General features: G+C 67.4%; 15 protein-coding genes and 1 tRNA gene. 9 read left to right on the top strand and 7 right to left on the bottom strand.

Annotated features, from left to right (window positions below; translation table 11 throughout):
• Window positions 1-35 precede the first annotated feature (35 nt).
• Window positions 36-350, top strand: coding sequence for a proprotein convertase P-domain-containing protein (locus tag ABB25_RS14940; RefSeq protein ID WP_244477823.1), 315 nt, complete (start codon window positions 36-38; stop codon window positions 348-350).
• Between the two features lie 571 nt (window positions 351-921).
• Here the strand turns inward: ABB25_RS14940 and ABB25_RS12780 are convergent.
• The 3 genes from ABB25_RS12780 to wrbA form a co-directional block, all read right to left on the bottom strand.
• On the bottom strand, window positions 922-1,407 hold the full coding sequence (locus ABB25_RS12780) for an asparaginase domain-containing protein (protein WP_057667391.1): 486 nt from the start codon (window positions 1,405-1,407) through the stop codon (window positions 922-924).
• 124 nt (window positions 1,408-1,531) lie between these two features.
• On the bottom strand, window positions 1,532-1,882 hold the full coding sequence (locus ABB25_RS12775) for a DUF2069 domain-containing protein (protein ID WP_057667389.1): 351 nt from the start codon (window positions 1,880-1,882) through the stop codon (window positions 1,532-1,534).
• Window positions 1,879-2,472: an NAD(P)H:quinone oxidoreductase gene (gene wrbA, locus ABB25_RS12770; RefSeq protein ID WP_057667387.1), complete on the bottom strand. Its 594-nt coding sequence runs from the start codon at window positions 2,470-2,472 to the stop codon at window positions 1,879-1,881. The genes ABB25_RS12775 and wrbA overlap by 4 nt, the downstream gene beginning before the upstream one ends.
• 85 nt (window positions 2,473-2,557) lie before the next feature.
• On the opposite strand from wrbA, the gene ABB25_RS12765 reads away from it, so the two are divergent.
• Window positions 2,558-3,832 carry a YihY family inner membrane protein gene (locus ABB25_RS12765; RefSeq protein WP_057667385.1) on the top strand — a complete coding sequence of 425 codons (1,275 nt, stop codon included), beginning with the start codon at window positions 2,558-2,560 and terminating at the stop codon, window positions 3,830-3,832.
• Window positions 3,829-4,407 carry a TlpA family protein disulfide reductase gene (locus ABB25_RS12760; protein ID WP_057667382.1) on the top strand — a complete coding sequence of 193 codons (579 nt, stop codon included), beginning with the start codon at window positions 3,829-3,831 and terminating at the stop codon, window positions 4,405-4,407. Before ABB25_RS12765 ends, ABB25_RS12760 begins: the two co-directional genes overlap by 4 nt.
• A 9-nt stretch (window positions 4,408-4,416) precedes the next feature.
• On the opposite strand, the gene ppk2 is transcribed toward ABB25_RS12760, so the two are convergent.
• The 4 genes from ppk2 to hemA form a co-directional block, all read right to left on the bottom strand.
• On the bottom strand, window positions 4,417-5,232 hold the full coding sequence (gene ppk2, locus ABB25_RS12755; protein WP_057667381.1) for a polyphosphate kinase 2: 816 nt from the start codon (window positions 5,230-5,232) through the stop codon (window positions 4,417-4,419).
• 62 nt (window positions 5,233-5,294) lie between these two features.
• Window positions 5,295-6,974, bottom strand: coding sequence for an O-linked N-acetylglucosamine transferase, SPINDLY family protein (locus ABB25_RS12750; protein WP_057667379.1), 1,680 nt, complete (start codon window positions 6,972-6,974; stop codon window positions 5,295-5,297).
• A complete protein-coding gene (gene prfA / locus ABB25_RS12745) occupies window positions 6,974-8,059 on the bottom strand; it encodes a peptide chain release factor 1 (protein WP_057667377.1) in 1,086 nt (361 codons plus the stop codon). The genes ABB25_RS12750 and prfA overlap by 1 nt, the downstream gene beginning before the upstream one ends.
• A complete protein-coding gene (hemA, locus tag ABB25_RS12740) occupies window positions 8,037-9,320 on the bottom strand; it encodes a glutamyl-tRNA reductase (RefSeq protein WP_057667375.1) in 1,284 nt (427 codons plus the stop codon). Before hemA ends, prfA begins: the two co-directional genes overlap by 23 nt.
• A gap of 65 nt (window positions 9,321-9,385) precedes the next feature.
• Between hemA and ABB25_RS12735 the strand changes: the two genes are divergently transcribed.
• From ABB25_RS12735 to ABB25_RS12710, 6 genes are all read left to right on the top strand, one after another.
• Entirely contained in the window at window positions 9,386-11,059 is a 1,674-nt protein-coding gene (locus ABB25_RS12735; protein WP_057667373.1) for a tetratricopeptide repeat protein, read from the top strand.
• On the top strand, window positions 11,056-11,688 hold the full coding sequence (lolB, locus tag ABB25_RS12730) for a lipoprotein insertase outer membrane protein LolB (RefSeq protein WP_057667371.1): 633 nt from the start codon (window positions 11,056-11,058) through the stop codon (window positions 11,686-11,688). Before ABB25_RS12735 ends, lolB begins: the two co-directional genes overlap by 4 nt.
• Window positions 11,685-12,560: a 4-(cytidine 5'-diphospho)-2-C-methyl-D-erythritol kinase gene (gene ispE / locus ABB25_RS12725; protein ID WP_083488329.1), complete on the top strand. Its 876-nt coding sequence runs from the start codon at window positions 11,685-11,687 to the stop codon at window positions 12,558-12,560. The genes lolB and ispE overlap by 4 nt, the downstream gene beginning before the upstream one ends.
• Window positions 12,561-12,563: 3 nt before the next feature.
• A tRNA-Gln gene (locus ABB25_RS12720) sits at window positions 12,564-12,640 on the top strand.
• An 87-nt stretch (window positions 12,641-12,727) separates the two neighbouring features.
• Window positions 12,728-13,687 carry a ribose-phosphate diphosphokinase gene (locus ABB25_RS12715; protein WP_057667366.1) on the top strand — a complete coding sequence of 320 codons (960 nt, stop codon included), beginning with the start codon at window positions 12,728-12,730 and terminating at the stop codon, window positions 13,685-13,687.
• A gap of 104 nt (window positions 13,688-13,791) precedes the next feature.
• Window positions 13,792-14,358 carry a 50S ribosomal protein L25/general stress protein Ctc gene (locus ABB25_RS12710; RefSeq protein WP_057667364.1) on the top strand — a complete coding sequence of 189 codons (567 nt, stop codon included), beginning with the start codon at window positions 13,792-13,794 and terminating at the stop codon, window positions 14,356-14,358.
• Window positions 14,359-14,371: the final 13 nt, after the last annotated feature.

The raw sequence follows: 14,371 nt of genomic DNA, 5'->3' as shown, positions 1-14,371 counted from the left end.
GTGGCAGCAGCCAGACCTATACCAACGGCACCGACGTGACCATCCGCGACAAGACCACGGTGGAAAGTGCCATCGCCGTGTCCGGCCGCTCGGGCAATGCGCTGGCTTCGACCCCGGTGGTGGTGGACATCCGCCACACCTACAAGGGCGACCTGAAGGTGGATGTGGTCGGTCCCAGCGGCACGCTGTACAACATCCACAACTACACCGGCACCAGCACCGACAATGTCCAGGGGACCTTCAACCTGAACCTGTCCAACGAGCCGAAGAATGGCAACTGGCGCCTGCGCGTGCATGACCGCGCCGGTGGTGACACCGGTTACATCAACAGCTGGTCGATCACCTTCTGATCCTTGCTCCACGGTTCCATCCACTGCCCCCGGCCCGTGCCGGGGGCAGTGCATTTGGTGGCCGGGGCAGGCAACCCGGCGCACCTTGTAGCAAGGTGGCAATACCATGCAGCGAGGATCAGGACATGCAGACATGGTTGCTTTACATGGCACTTGGCGCTGAGGTGGCCGGCTGTGATGTCGCCCCGCCGCCGTCAGGACATTTCCAGTCCCGGCCGTTGCAGCTGATGATCCGTCTGGAAGGGTTGGCCGACGATGCCGCGCCACTGCAGCGCCAGCAGCAGCTGGACAGGCTGATTGCCGGCAGCAGCCCGTGGCCCGGGGTACGCCTGTGCTGGCTGCGGCCGCTGGCTGTCGGGGGGAGGTTGTCCGCGTACAGGGGCTGGCCAGCGGCCAGCAGGCCGCTTTCGTGCAGTGGCTTGCGGGACAGCCCGGTGTGGCCTACGTCGAGGTCGACGGGCCGATGGAGGTCGGCCCGGGGCCGCGCCTGCCCGGTACCAGGATGGGCGCGGGCTGAGTGCGCCCACCACCGATGCCGTGCATCAGCGGTGGACGGGTATGGAGTTGGGGCTTACAGCGCTTCGAAACGGTTTTCGGCCACGTTCTTGCGGACCTTGGCCGGGTCCCAGATGCGGCCGTTCATCGCGATGTAGACCCCTTCGGGCAGGGACTGCACCGCGCCGATGGCGCAGCCGATGTTGAACTCGGCATCCGAACCACGGAAGCGCGCCGGGCTCAGTGCGCCGGTCATCACGATGGTCTTGCCCGGAATGGTCTGCAGCACCTTGCCGGTGGCCACCATCGAGTCGGTGCCATGGGTGACCAGCACATGCCGGGTCGGCTGGGCGGCGACGGTGGCGCGGATCAGTTCACGATCCTCGTCGGTGATGTGCAGCGAGTCCTTGCGCAGGATCGGGATCACGTTGAAGCGGAAGGTGACGCCGAGTTCGCGCAGGATCATGCCGATCTGCGGGTCGCCGATCTGGTAGTCGGACTTGTCGTCGAAGTAGATCTTGTCGATCGTGCCACCGGTGGTGACGATGAGCAGTTCGTCCATTGCAGTTCCTGGGTAGAGCCATCGCGCCGCGCAACCGCGCGCAGCCAAGGTGCACATGATAAGCGCCCGTGCGACTTGGTTGCCGTTGCAATCATTCCTGCTGCCGGCCGGGCAGGCCGGCGGTTCAGTGGGCCGTGGGCTTGCGGCGGCTGGCCAGGCGTGCGCGTGCACTACGGCCACTGGCCAGGGCGATGATCAGCAGCGCCAGCAGCAGGGCAGCCCATGCCGCCGCGTTGTCGGGGCGGTCGGTCCAGGCGCGCATCACGCCATGGCTGAACCAGCCCAGCGCCGCCACCGAGCTCAGGTAACGGGCGTGGCGCCAGCGGCCCAGGGCACTGAGCGCCAGCAGCAGTGGCGGGGCGACAAACACCAGCAGCGTGGCCAGCACAAAGCGGCCCTGGGTCAACCAGGCCAGATACAGGCTGCCCTGCAGCGCCAGGGCAGCGATCAGCAGCCAGGGGCGTGCGGATGTCATCGTGCCAGCCGGCTGGCGATATCGGCCACGCGCCGGCCCAGGCAGCGGGCGAGAATGATTTCCTCATCGCTGGGCTGTGGGTCATCGCCGGCACCGGCAACATGGCTGGCGCCATACGGAGTGCCGCCACTGCGGGTGTGGCTCAGTGCGGTTTCGGTAAACGGGATGCCGACAATCAGGCAGCCGTGATGCAGCAAGGGCAGCTGCATGCTCAACAGCGTGGATTCCTGGCCGCCATGCATCGAGGCACTGGAGGTGAACACCGCGGCCGGTTTGCCGACCAGCACCCCGCTGGCCCACTGCGCGCCCAGGCCGTCCAGCCAGTACTTCATCGGTGCGGCCATGTTGCCAAAACGGGTCGGGCTGCCCAGCACCAGACCATCGCACTGCAACAGGTCTTCCTCGCTGACATACGGTGCGCCGGAATCCGGTACCGGTGGTGCGGCCACGCTGGTCACCGCGGCTACCGGCGGCACGCTGCGCAACCGGGCGCTGCAGCCGGGGACTTCGGCAATGCCGCGGGCAATCTGACGGGCCAGGTTGGCGACCGATCCGCCGCGGCTGTAATAGAGCACCAGGATTTCGGCCATCGATCAGTTTCCTTGCGCAGGAGCAGTTGTACGGCCTGCCAGTATGGCAATGCGGCGGCGATGCTGCATCGGGTAGGCTGTAGCGATGCAGATGCCTTCCTTCATCCAGCGCCGGGTCGAGCCGCTTCGAGACCGTGAGCGGCTGATCACTTTCGGTCTGTTCGTCTGGCAGCGTTTCCTGGCCGACCGGCTGTTCCAGGCCGCCGGTTCCCTGGCCTACACCACGGTGTTTGCGATCGTGCCGCTGGCGGTGGTGGTGTTTGGCGTGCTCTCGGCCTTTCCGGTGTTCAACACCTGGAGTGAACAGCTCAGCCATTACATCTTCACCAATTTCGTGCCCAGTGCCGCGCGGGCCGCCGAAGGTTATCTGCACCAGTTTTCCGCCAGTGCCGGGCAGCTGACCGCTGCCGGCTTCATCGCCCTGGTGGTGTCGCTGCTGATTACCCTGAACAGTGTCGAGCAGACCTTCAACCAGATCTGGCGGGTCAGTTCGGCACGGCCGAAGTTGACCCGCTTCCTGGTCTACTGGACGGTGCTGACCCTGGGCGCGATGGTTGCCGCCGCGCTGCTGGCGATCAGCAGCCGGGTATTTGCCCTGCCGTTGTTTGGTACCGCCGAAGGGCAATGGTTTGCCTCCTGGCTGCTGGGCTGGACCCCGGTGCTGATCGAAATGCTCTGCGTGATGGGGGTATACCGCGTGGTGCCGCACCTGACCGTGCATTGGCGGCATGCCTTTGCCGGTGCGTTGCTGGCGACTTTGATCCTGGAGGCGGTGAAGTGGGGCATGGGCATGTATCTGTCCAGCTTCCAGTCCTACCAGAAGCTGTATGGCACGGTGGCCTTTGTGCCCATCCTGCTGCTGTGGATCTACCTGTGCTGGGTCTCGGTGCTGCTGGGGGCCTCGCTGGCCTCGTCACTGGCCGCATTCCGTTACCAGCCGCAGGCCATGCGCCTGCCCGCCGGGCATGACCTGTATGCCTTGCTGCGGGTGCTGGGCCGTTTCGGCCATGCGCGCCGGCATGGCCAGGGGCTGGGCGAGGAGGCGCTGCTGGCGCTGGAGCCGATGCTGACCGACTCGCAGCTGCAGCAGTTCCTGCGCGGGATCGAATCACTGGGGATCATCCGCGACGATGGTCGCGGCCAATGGCTGCTGGCGCGCGACCTGGACCGGGTGCTTCTGCGCGAACTGTACGAACAATTGCAGCTGCGGATTCCGGCCGAGGCGGTGGCCTTGCCGTTGCGCGAGGATGCCTTGGGCCGGCAGGTCTGCGCTACGCTGGACACCCTGCGCCGGCCTGTCGCGGCGCGGCTGGATTTGACCGTGGCCCAGATTCTGTTTCCTGCCGGAGAAATCGCTTGAAAAACCCGATCCCGTTGGCTGCCCTGCTGGTATTGGCATTGTCTGGCTGCAAGCCCGAGGCTGCGCCCGGACCCGAACCCGAGGTGGCGCCGGCTGCCGCTGTCGAGGCGGCAACGCCGGCGGCCAGCAGTGAGCCGGCCCAGACCTACACCGTGGATTTTCCCAACCTTGACCTGCCCACCATCGATGGCGGTCGTTATGTGCTGGCCGAGCAGCGTGGCAAGTGGGTAGTGGTCAATTTCTGGGCGACCTGGTGTGCGCCGTGCCTGAAGGAAATGCCGGAACTGTCGGCATTGCACAGCATGCGCGAAAACATCCGGGTGGTCGGCCTGGCCTATGAGGAAACCACGCCCGAGGCATTGCAGGCCTTCCTGGCCGAACGCCCGGTGACCTATCCGGTGGTGATCGCCGATCCGTATGCGCCGCCGGCGGACTTCGCCACCCCGCGCGGGCTGCCGATGACCTTCCTGATCAATCCGCAGGGGCGCGTGGTGCACCATTTCCTCGGTCCGGTCACCGCAGCGCAGATCGAGCAGCAGATCCAGCAGCAGGGCGCGGACGACACGGCGGCCTGAGACCGCGGCTCAGCCCGCTGCGGCGACCTCGGCCGGGTTTGCTGGCTCCAGCGGGAGCGGCAGGCCCGGCAGCGGCTGCAGCACGCCATACTGCTCGCGCAGCGGCGGGTGGGGCAGCGCCGCAAGGGTGGCCGTCGGGCTGTCGATGTGGGTGTCGGGCAGGCGCCGCAGCAGGTTGTCGATCAGGGTCAGCCGGCCGTGGCGCTGGTCATTGAAATCGACCAGCGTCCATGGCGCTTGCGGGGTGTGGGTGGCGGCCAGCATGGCCTCGCGGGCGGCGGTGTAGTCGGCATAGCGCAGGCGCGACTGGACATCCACCGGTGACAGCTTCCAGGCCTTGAGCGGGTTGTCGCGGCGTTCGGCAAAGCGCTGTTCCTGGCCGGCCTGGTCCACCCCCAGCCAGTACTTGAACAGCCAGATGCCATCGTCCACCAGCAGCTGCTCGAACACCGGTGCCTGCTCCAGGAAGCTGCGGTACTGGGCATCGCTGCAGTAACCCATGACCCGCTCCACGCCGGCGCGGTTGTACCAGCTGCGATCGAACAGGACGATTTCCCCGGCTGCCGGCAGATGCGGCACATAGCGCTGGAAATACCACTGCCCGGTTTCACGTTCGGTGGGTTTGGGCAGGGCCACCACCCGGCACTGACGCGGGTTCAGGTGCTGGCTGATGGCCTTGATCACCCCGCCCTTGCCGGCGGTGTCACGGCCTTCCAGGATGACGGCGATGCGCTGGCCGGTGTGCTGGGCCCAGTGGGCCATGCGTGTCAGTTCCAGCTGCATCGGGGCGAGCAGGGCTTCGTAGGTCTTGCGCTTCATGCGCATGCGGCATTTCCGGTTGGGTGAAGGGCAAGTGTCCAATCCGCAGGGTGCCGCCGGCAAGTGGCTCAGCCGCGGGCCAGTTGCCGGCAGGCGGCGGCGAAGTCGCCGGCAAAGCCGGCCATGTCAAACAGGCTGCTGTGGGCGCGGGCAGCGGCCAGTTGCCGGCGCAGCGCCGCCAGCGCGGCCGGATCGCGGGCCAGGGCAATGGCGCGGGCGATGAAGTCGGCGTCATCGCGGCAGTTCATCGCATCCATGCCCAGGTGGTGGTTGAGGCTGCCGGCGACACGGTCGGCGAAGGTCTGGCCGGGCGTGGTCAGCAGCGGGCAGCCGGCCCACAGCGCATCGGAGGCGGTGGTATGGGCGTTGTAGGGGCTGGTGTCCAGGAACAGGTCGGCCAGTGCGTAGCGGGCCAGGTACTGCTCATGCGGCAGCTTGGGCATGAACACCAGTCGCTGTGGATCGACGCCGGCCTGCTGGGCGACCGCGCGCAGCCGTGCATCGGCCTGGCCCGGGCCGGAGAGCAGCCACAGCACGCTGTCCGGCACCGCCTCGAGCACGGCCAGCAGGCGGGCGACGCTGCGCGGGTTGTATTTGTAGCTGTTGTTGAAGCAGCACAGTACCGCGCCACTGGCCGGCAGCCCGCACTCGGCACGGGTTGGCGGCGGCGGCAGGCGGCGGCTGGTGTCGGAGGGCTGGAAGGCGCGCGGCAGGCGCAGCACCTTCTCGCTGAAGTGCGGCTCGAGGGCGGCGGGCAGCACGAAGCCATCGGCCAGTACCCAGTCGATCCATGGCGCGCCGGAGGTGCCGGGGTAGGCCAGCCAGTTGACCTGTACCGGGGCCGGGCGCAGGGCCAGCACTCCCGGGGCGCCGCCGCCGCCCCAGCCGCGCAGGTCGAACAACACATCGATGCCGGTCTGGCGGATGTGCCGGGCCATCTGCGCGTGGTCCAGGCCCTGCAACGGGTGCAGGCGGGACGCTGCGGCCAGGCGCTGGCGGATCGGGCTGCCGTCATCGGCGTTGAGCGCGAACAGGTGCAGCTCCAGCTCCCCGGCAGCGTGCAGGGCCTCGGCCAGGGCCACGGTGAGCAGGCCGGTGGGGTGGTTGCCGAAGCCGTTGGACAGCCATCCCACCCGCAGACGCCGGCCGGATACCGGGCGTGGCGCCGGCCGCGGTGCGGCGGCCAGGCCGGCCGCGCGCAGGCGGGCGCAGGCCAGCTGTTCGGCCGGTGTGGCCGATTCACTGAGAAAGGCGAAAGGCTCCACCACCGCGTGTCCGGCGCTGACTGCCTGGCGGACCTGGTCGGCCAGGGCATCGAGCTGGGTCCAGTCACACAGGCGGCGTTGCCAGTTGAGCCGGTGCGCGGCGATATAGGCGGCCTCAGGAGCCAGCTGGTGTGCGCGACGGTAGGCGGCGCCGGCGGCTTCGGCGTGTTGCGGGCCGGCGTCTTCCAGCGCATGTCCCAGCCACAGGGCAATGCCCGGGTGTGCCGGGGCGCCACGGCTGGCCTGCTCCAGCAGTTGCGCCGCCTGTTGGTGGTGACCGGCCTGCCAGTGGGCGCGGCCCAGCCGCGCCAGTGCCTCGGGATGGTGGGGCCGCAGCTGCAGTGCACGCTGCGCTGCCTGTGCCCCGGCGGCCAGCTGCCCGCCATCGAGCTCGGCATCGGCCAGCATCAGCCAGGCGATGAAGTCCTCCGGCTGGCGGGCGACGGCCTGGCGCAGGGCCAGTGTCTGCGCAGCGTGGCTCATCAGCTGCCTTCGGCCAGGCGTGCCAGTTCGTCGGCCTGGTGCTCGTGCTGCAGCCGGGCGATCAGTTCGTCCAGGCCGCCTTCGATGATGTTGGGCAGGTCATACAGGGTCAGCCCTTCGACCCGGTGGTCGGTGATCCGGCCCTGCGGGAAGTTGTAGGTGCGGATGCGCTGGGAGCGGTCGCCGCTGCCGACCTGCAGCCGGCGCGATTCGGCCTGCGCCGCTGCCTGCCGGCTGCGTTCGGCCTCGGCCAGCTGCGCCTTCAGCCGTTTCATTGCCTTGTCACGGTTGGCGTGCTGGCTGCGCTCGGTCTGGCATTCGACCACCAGCCCGGAGGGGAGGTGGGTGATGCGGATGGCCGATTCGGTCTTGTTGACGTGCTGGCCGCCGGCACCGGAAGAGCGGAACGTATCGATCTTCAGGTCGGCCGGGTTGATGCTGGTTTCTTCCACCTCATCGGCCTCGGGAATGATCGCCACGGTCGCGGCCGAGGTATGGATGCGCCCTTGGGACTCGGTGGCCGGCACGCGTTGCACGCGGTGGGTGCCGGATTCAAACTTCAGCCGCGAATAGGCGCCGCGGCCGACCACGCGGGCGACGATTTCCTTGTAGCCGCCGTGCTCGCCGGGGCTCTCCGACTCCACTTCCACCCGCCAGCCGCAGCGCTCGGCATAGCGCGCATACATGCGGAACAGGTCGCCGGCAAAGATCGCTGCCTCGTCGCCACCGGTGCCTGCACGCACTTCCAGGAACAGGTTGCCGTCATCGCGCGGGTCACGCGGTACCAGCAGCAGGGCCAGCTCGCCGTCCAGTTGTTGCAGCCGCTGTTGCGCGGCGCTGATTTCCTCTTCGGCCAGCCCGGCCAGTTCCGGGTCGGTAGCCATTGCCTGGGCGGCCTGCAGGTCCTGGCGGGCTGCCGCCTCGCTGGCCAGGGCGTCGGCTACCGGCTGCAGCTGGGCGTATTCGCGCGAGAGATCACGAAAGCGGTTGTTGTCGCCGACGATCACCGGGTCGGCCAGCAGGTGCTGCAGTTCCTCGTGACGTTCGGCCAGGGCCAGGAGTTTACGGCGCAGGGTCGGAGTCATCGGCACGGGGCGTGTCTGTCTTTGCGGAGGAGGGCAGCGGGAACAGGCGGGCGGCGGCGTCGAGCAGGCTGTCATCATTGCTCAGGGCCGCCTGGCGCAGCGCCATGGTCGGTGGGTGCAGCAGTTGTTTGGTCAGGCTGTTGGCAAACTGCTCCAGCACCTGCTCGGCCGGCTTGCCCGCTGCCAGCTGCTGCTGGGCGCGGGCCAGCAGGCTCTGGCGGGTATGGTCGGCAAAATGGCGCAGTTCGCGCACGATCGCCTGCCGGCTGGCGGCCTGCTGTTCCTGCAGGAAGCGGTCGACCTGGACATCGATGATGGCCTGGGCGGCATCGGCGGCCTGCAGCCGGCTGGCGCGGTTTTCAGCCACCGCCTGTTCCAGGTCGTCCACCGTGTACAGGTAGGCATCTTCGAGCCCGGCCACATCGGCGGCGATGTCCCGCGGCACGGCCAGGTCGAACAGCAGCATCGGCTTGTGCCGGCGCGCCTTCAGCGCGGCCATCAGCATACCGGCATCGATCACCGGGGTCGGGGAGGCCGTCGCGGTGAAGACGATATCGGCCTGTGCCAGCTGTCTGGGCATTGCGTCCAGGTCCAGGGCCATGCCGCCATGCGCCTGGGCCAGTGCCTGCGCCCGTGGCAGCGTGCGGTTGGCCACCAGCAAACGGCGCACATTGGCTTCGGACAGGTGTTTGGCCACCAGCTCCATGGTCTGGCCGGCACCCACCAGCAACACGGTGGCACCATCCAGACGCAGGAAGGATTCCTGTGCCAGGCGCACCGCGATCGAGGCCACCGAAACCGGGTTGGCGCCAATGCGGGTATCGGTGCGTGCGCGCTTGGCCACCGAGAAGCTGTGCTGGAACAGCTGGTCCAGCTGGTTGCCCAGCGTCTGGCAGCTGCGCGCCGCGCCCCAGGCATCCTTGACCTGTCCCAGGATCTGCGGTTCGCCCAGCACCATTGAATCCAGCCCGGTGGCGACCCGGAACAGGTGGCGTACCGCCTCGTCCTGGCCGAGCTGGTACAGATGGCCGTCGAGGCTGCCGGCCTGCTCGTTCAGCCAGTGGTTCAGGCTGTCGGGGTCATCGGTGACGGCATACAGTTCGGTGCGGTTGCAGGTGGAAAGCAGCACAGCCTCTTCCACCTGCGGGTGCGCGCGCAACGATGCCAGCGCTGCGGGCAGGGCTTCGCCTGCGAACGACACGCGCTCGCGCAGTTCCACCGGTGCGGTCTGGTGGTTGAGTCCGAGCACCCACAGGCTCATGAATAGATTGCTTGCGTTAAGCTGCTGGCCATTGATCTCCCCATTTTACGTCCCGGCGCCCGCAGATGCCTCATAGTTTGCGCAGTAAATCTTTTCTACTGATTTCATTGCTCCTGCCGATGGCTGCAATGGCGCAGGGCTGGCCGGTGAAGTTGCCGGTGGAACCCCTGCAGGCCAGCCTGCAGGCAGAGTTTGCGCTGCAGTCCGGGCGCCTGGATCAGGCCGCTGCGGCGTACTTTGCTGCTGCCCAGGCCAGCGGGCGTGACACCCGGCTTTCTGAACGTGCCACCCGGCTTGCCATTCTGGCCAATGAACGCGCTCTGGCCGAACAGGCCCTGGCGCTGTGGCGGGCGCAGTCGCCGCATGCGCCCGGGGTGCGTGCCAGCACCGCGGCGCTGGCGCTGCGCGATGGCGATGTGGCCAGTGCCCAGCCGCTGTTGGCGGGGTTGATGAATGATCCGGATCCGCAGGCCTGGCGCCAGGCACTGGGAGCCTTGATCAATGCGGCGGGCAACCGCACGGCGGTCAGCGAGGTGGTCGCGGCACTGCTGCAGGCCGAGCAGCTGCCGCCCACGATGGAGCTGTGGCAGGAGCTGGGCCGCCTGCTGTTGCGGTTGGACCAGCGCCAGCTGGTGGCGGCCATGGTGCCGGCGGCCGTGCGTCATTTTCCCGATGACCCGCGGGTGGCCTTGCTGCATGCCAACCAGCTGCACAGCAATGGACAGGTGGAGGAGGCGCTGGCGGTGCTGGAGCCGTTGCAGGCACGGGTGGCCGGGGATGTCGCCCTGCGCAATGCCCTGGCCGCGCAGTACGACGCGATGGGGCAATGGGCGCGCGCGGCGCAGGTGATGGCGCTGGGGGAGCAGTCGGTCCAGAGCTGGGGCCTGCGTGCGGCGTTGCTGGTACGCCAGCAGGATCTGCCGGGCCTGGAGGCGCTGTATGAAAGCCTGGTTGCCGAGGCTGGTTCACAGCCGGATGCGGCCCAGCGCCTGCTGCTGGGCAAGATCGCCCAGTACCTGTTGCGGCCGGAGCAGGCCCTGGCCTGGTACCGGGCGGTGGCCAATGGTCCCGAGCGCGGCGAGGCACAGTTGCGCGCCATCGGCGTGCTGCACCATATGGGGCGCTCGCAGCAGGCCCTGCAGGCCGCGCGCGCGCTGCAGGACGATGTGCTGATGGACCGGGAAATCCGCCGTGATGCCTACCTGGCCGAAGCCGAGCTGCATGGCCTGCTGCGTGATCCGCGCAATCAGCTGCAGGCACTGACCCGCGCCCTGGCGGCCTTTCCCGGCGAGGCGGCGCTGCTGTATGCGCGCGGCCTGTACTGGGAGCAGCAGGACGATGTGGTACGTGCCGAAGCCGACCTGCAGGCGCTGCTGGTGCAGGAGCCGGAAAGTGCCGCCGCGCTCAATGCGCTGGGCTACATCCTGGCCGACCGCACCACCCGCTATGGCGAAGCCCTGTCGCTGATCGACCGGGCGCGGGTTGCCGAGCCGGACAATGCGGCCATCATCGACAGCTATGGCTGGGTACTGTATCGCCTGGGTCGTCATCAACAGGCGCTGGAACAGCTGCAGCGGGCCTGGTCATTGCAGCGCGATGCCGAGATCGGCGCGCACCTGGCCGAAGTCCTGCTGGCGCTGGGTGAGCGGCAGCAGGCGCAAATCATCTACCGCCAGGCAGTGGCGCTGGATCCGGACAGCCGTGCGGTTCAGCAGTTGCGTGACAGGCTGGAGCCATGAAAAAACGCCTGTTGATCAGTCTCTCTGTGCTGGCCCTCAGTGGCTGCAGCAGCCTGCCGCACGTGTCGGCGCCCCCGCCGGTGGCCGTGCCCGATGCGCAGGCCCTGCAGGCAGAGCGGGCCCGCGTGCGCCAGGTGCTGGCGCAGCTGGAGTGGGGTTTTTCCGGTCGCGTGGCGGTGAGCAATGGCCGCGATGGCGGCAGCGGTCGCCTGGACTGGGCGCAGGCCGGCAACGGCTTTTCTGCCCGGCTCAGTGCGCCGGTGACCCGCCAGGGTTGGGAGTTGTCGATGGATTTTGCCAGCGGCCAGGCCCGTCTGGAGGGGCTGCAGGGCGGCACGCGCCAGGGCAGCGATGCGCGCGCGCTGGTCCAGCAGTCCACCGGCTGGGACCTGCCCATCGCCAGCCTGGGCGACTGGGTGCGCGGGGTGCTCGCCAGCGATGCCTCGGCGCTGCAGCGCGATGGCGCCGGACGCCCGTTGCAGGCGCGGCAGGATGACTGGGAGGTGCATTTCAGCCAGTGGTATGACGCCGAGGGTACGCGCCCGGCGTTGCCACGGCGGATCGATGCGGTCAATGGACAGGCGCGGGTGCGCCTGCTGGTCGACCAGTGGACGGGTTGGGAACCATGATGGATGCAAGTGAGGCTGGCGCTTGGTCGTGGTGGCCGGCACCGGCGAAGTTGAACCTGTTTTTGCACATCACCGGGCGTCGTGCCGATGGCTATCACCTGCTGCAGACGGTATTCCGCCTGCTCGACTGGGGCGATCGCATCGGTCTGCGCACGCGCAGTGACGGGCAGATCCTGCGCATCGGCGATTCGGTGGCCGGGGTTGCCCCTGAACAGGACCTGGCGGTGCGTGCGGCCCGGGTCCTGCAGCAGGCTACCGACTGTGGCCAGGGCGCGGAAATCCGTGTCGACAAGCAGGTGCCGGCTGGCGGCGGTTTCGGGGGCGGCTCTTCGGATGCGGCCACCGTGCTGGTGGTGCTCAACCGCCTGTGGAAGACCGGGTTGTCGGTGGATGCATTGGCTGAACTGGGGCTGGCACTGGGTGCCGATGTGCCGGTGTTCGTGCGCGGGCACAATGCCTGGGCCGAGGGCGTCGGTGAGCGGCTGACCCCCATCACCCTGCCGCCGGCGTGGTATCTGCTGGTTGATCCCGGGGTGCACGTGCCGACAGCCGCGCTCTTCCGGTCCGAAAGATTGACGCGTGATACCCCTGCGGTGATAATAGGCGACTTCGCTTCCGGGGCTCTGACCGGCAACGCGTTCGAGCCTGTGCTGCGTGCACTGGAGCCTGCTGTAGAGGCGGCGTTCCAGCTCCTGGCACAGGTCGGTACGCCACGCCTTACCGGATCGGGGAGCGGCTGCTTTGTTGAATACCCCACGCGCGACGCTGCACAGCAGGCGCTGGAGTCTTTGCCAAAGATGCTGCAAGCGCGGGTGGTGGCGGGTGTTGACCGTTCGCCATTGCTCGATGCGCTGGACGCGATGGACGTTTGATGTAGGGATGTCGCCAAGAGGCCCAAGGCACCAGGTTTTGATCCTGGCATTCGTAGGTTCGAATCCTACCATCCCTGCCATTTGACGCCGGTAACGTCCGGGACGGGCCGCACCGGTGCCGCTGTAGTGCCGCATCGATACCGTATTCCTCCGCGCAGAGCTCCCCCATGCAAGACTCCCCCAATCTGCTGGTCTTCTCCGGCAACGCCAACAAGCGTCTGGCCCACGACATCTGCAAGGAACTGGGCATCCGCCCGGGCAAGATGCTGGTGTCGCACTTCTCCGATGGTGAAGTACAGGTCGAGATCCAGGAAAACGTCCGCAAGCAGGACGTGTTCGTCGTACAGCCGACCTGTGCGCCCAGCGCCGAGAACCTGATGGAGCTGCTGGTGATCATCGACGCGCTCAAGCGCGCCAGTGCCAGCAGCGTCACCGCCGTGGTGCCGTACTTCGGCTATGCCCGCCAGGACCGCCGCATGCGTTCCTCGCGCGTGCCGATCACCGCCAAGGTAGCGGCCAAGATGTTCTCGGCCGTGCATACCGACCAGATCCTGACCGTGGACCTGCATGCGGATCAGATCCAGGGCTTCTTCGACATGCCGGTGGACAATGTCTACGCCTCGCCGCTGCTGCTGGCCGATATCTGGCGCGCCTATGGCACCCAGAACCTGATCGTGGTCAGCCCGGACGTGGGTGGCGTTGTGCGTGCGCGTGCGGTGGCCAAGCGGCTGGACGATGCCGAACTGGCGATCATCGACAAGCGCCGTCCGCGCGCCAACGTTGCCACCGTGATGAACATCATCGGTGACGTGGAAGGCAAGAACTGCGTGATGGTCGATGACATCGTCGACACCGCCGGCACCCTGTGTGCGGCCGCTGCTGCCCTGAAGGCGCGCGGTGCACTGAAGGTGGCTGCCTACTGCACCCATGCCGTGCTCTCCGGCCCGGCAGTGGACAACCTGAACAACTCCCAGCTCGATGAGCTGGTGGTAACCGATACGATCCCGCTGTCTGACGTGGCACGCCTGTGCCCGAAGATCCGCCAGATCTCGGTGGCCGAAATGCTGGCCGAAACGATGCGTCGCATCGCCTTCGGCGAGTCGGTCAGCTCGATGTACGTCGACTGACCTCCCGGCGCCGACCTCCTGTCGGCGCTTTCCTGGCTCTTCTGGTCGCGGAAGAGTCATTCACGCCCTGCCGCGAGGCAGTGCAACCAATGAGAAATGCAAACATGGCAAACGAAATCAAGGTTTCCCTGCGCGAAGTGCAAGGTCAGGGTGCGAGCCGCCGCCTGCGTCGCGCCGGTTCGGTCCCGGGCATCGTCTATGGCGGTGGCCGTGAGCCGGCAATGGTCCAGTTCAACCACAACGAAATCTGGCTGGCCCAGCACAACGAGTGGTTCTACTCCTCGATCATCACCCTGAACCTGGATGGCACCACCCAGCAGGTGCTGCTGCGTGACCTGCAGCGTCACCCGTTCAAGCAGCAGATCCTGCACCTGGACTTCCAGCGCGTGAACGCCAACGAAGTGCTGGTCGCTTCGGTGCCGCTGACCTTCATCAATGAAGAGATCTCGCCGGCCGGCAAGTCCGCCGACGTGACCGTCTCGCACGAGCTGAAGGACGTCACCATCGCCTGCCTGCCGGGCAACCTGCCGCAGTCCATCGAAGTGGACCTGTCCGAGCTGAAGGCCGGTGACATGGTCTACCTGTCGGACCTGAAGCTGCCGGAAGGCGTGGAAATCCCGGCCCTGAAGCTGGGCGCCGACCACAACACCGCTGTGGTCACCGCCAAGTAATCCTGGCTGTGTG

It is taken from the genome of Stenotrophomonas koreensis, from assembly GCF_001431525.1.
GTDB lineage: Bacteria > Pseudomonadota > Gammaproteobacteria > Xanthomonadales > Xanthomonadaceae > Stenotrophomonas > Stenotrophomonas koreensis.
The sequence above is the reverse complement of the archived record's forward strand: the minus strand, read 5'-3'. Positions and strand labels throughout refer to the sequence as shown.

Excerpts from the sequence above, each read along its gene's own strand:
- ABB25_RS12710 (WP_057667364.1), top strand. The coding sequence starts at position 13,792 with ATGGCAAACGAAATCAAGGTTTCCCTGCGCGAAGTGCAAGGTCAGGGT.
- prfA (WP_057667377.1), bottom strand. The coding sequence starts at position 8,059 with ATGACTCCGACCCTGCGCCGTAAACTCCTGGCCCTGGCCGAACGTCAC.
- ABB25_RS12765 (WP_057667385.1), top strand. The coding sequence starts at position 2,558 with ATGCAGATGCCTTCCTTCATCCAGCGCCGGGTCGAGCCGCTTCGAGAC.
- hemA (WP_057667375.1), bottom strand. The coding sequence starts at position 9,320 with ATGAGCCTGTGGGTGCTCGGACTCAACCACCAGACCGCACCGGTGGAA.
- ABB25_RS12750 (WP_057667379.1), bottom strand. The coding sequence starts at position 6,974 with ATGAGCCACGCTGCGCAGACACTGGCCCTGCGCCAGGCCGTCGCCCGC.
- lolB (WP_057667371.1), top strand. The coding sequence starts at position 11,056 with ATGAAAAAACGCCTGTTGATCAGTCTCTCTGTGCTGGCCCTCAGTGGC.
- ABB25_RS12780 (WP_057667391.1), bottom strand. The coding sequence starts at position 1,407 with ATGGACGAACTGCTCATCGTCACCACCGGTGGCACGATCGACAAGATC.
- ABB25_RS12735 (WP_057667373.1), top strand. The coding sequence starts at position 9,386 with ATGCCTCATAGTTTGCGCAGTAAATCTTTTCTACTGATTTCATTGCTC.
- ABB25_RS12715 (WP_057667366.1), top strand. The coding sequence starts at position 12,728 with ATGCAAGACTCCCCCAATCTGCTGGTCTTCTCCGGCAACGCCAACAAG.
- ABB25_RS12775 (WP_057667389.1), bottom strand. The coding sequence starts at position 1,882 with ATGACATCCGCACGCCCCTGGCTGCTGATCGCTGCCCTGGCGCTGCAG.
- ppk2 (WP_057667381.1), bottom strand. The coding sequence starts at position 5,232 with ATGCGCATGAAGCGCAAGACCTACGAAGCCCTGCTCGCCCCGATGCAG.
- ispE (WP_083488329.1), top strand. The coding sequence starts at position 11,685 with ATGATGGATGCAAGTGAGGCTGGCGCTTGGTCGTGGTGGCCGGCACCG.
- wrbA (WP_057667387.1), bottom strand. The coding sequence starts at position 2,472 with ATGGCCGAAATCCTGGTGCTCTATTACAGCCGCGGCGGATCGGTCGCC.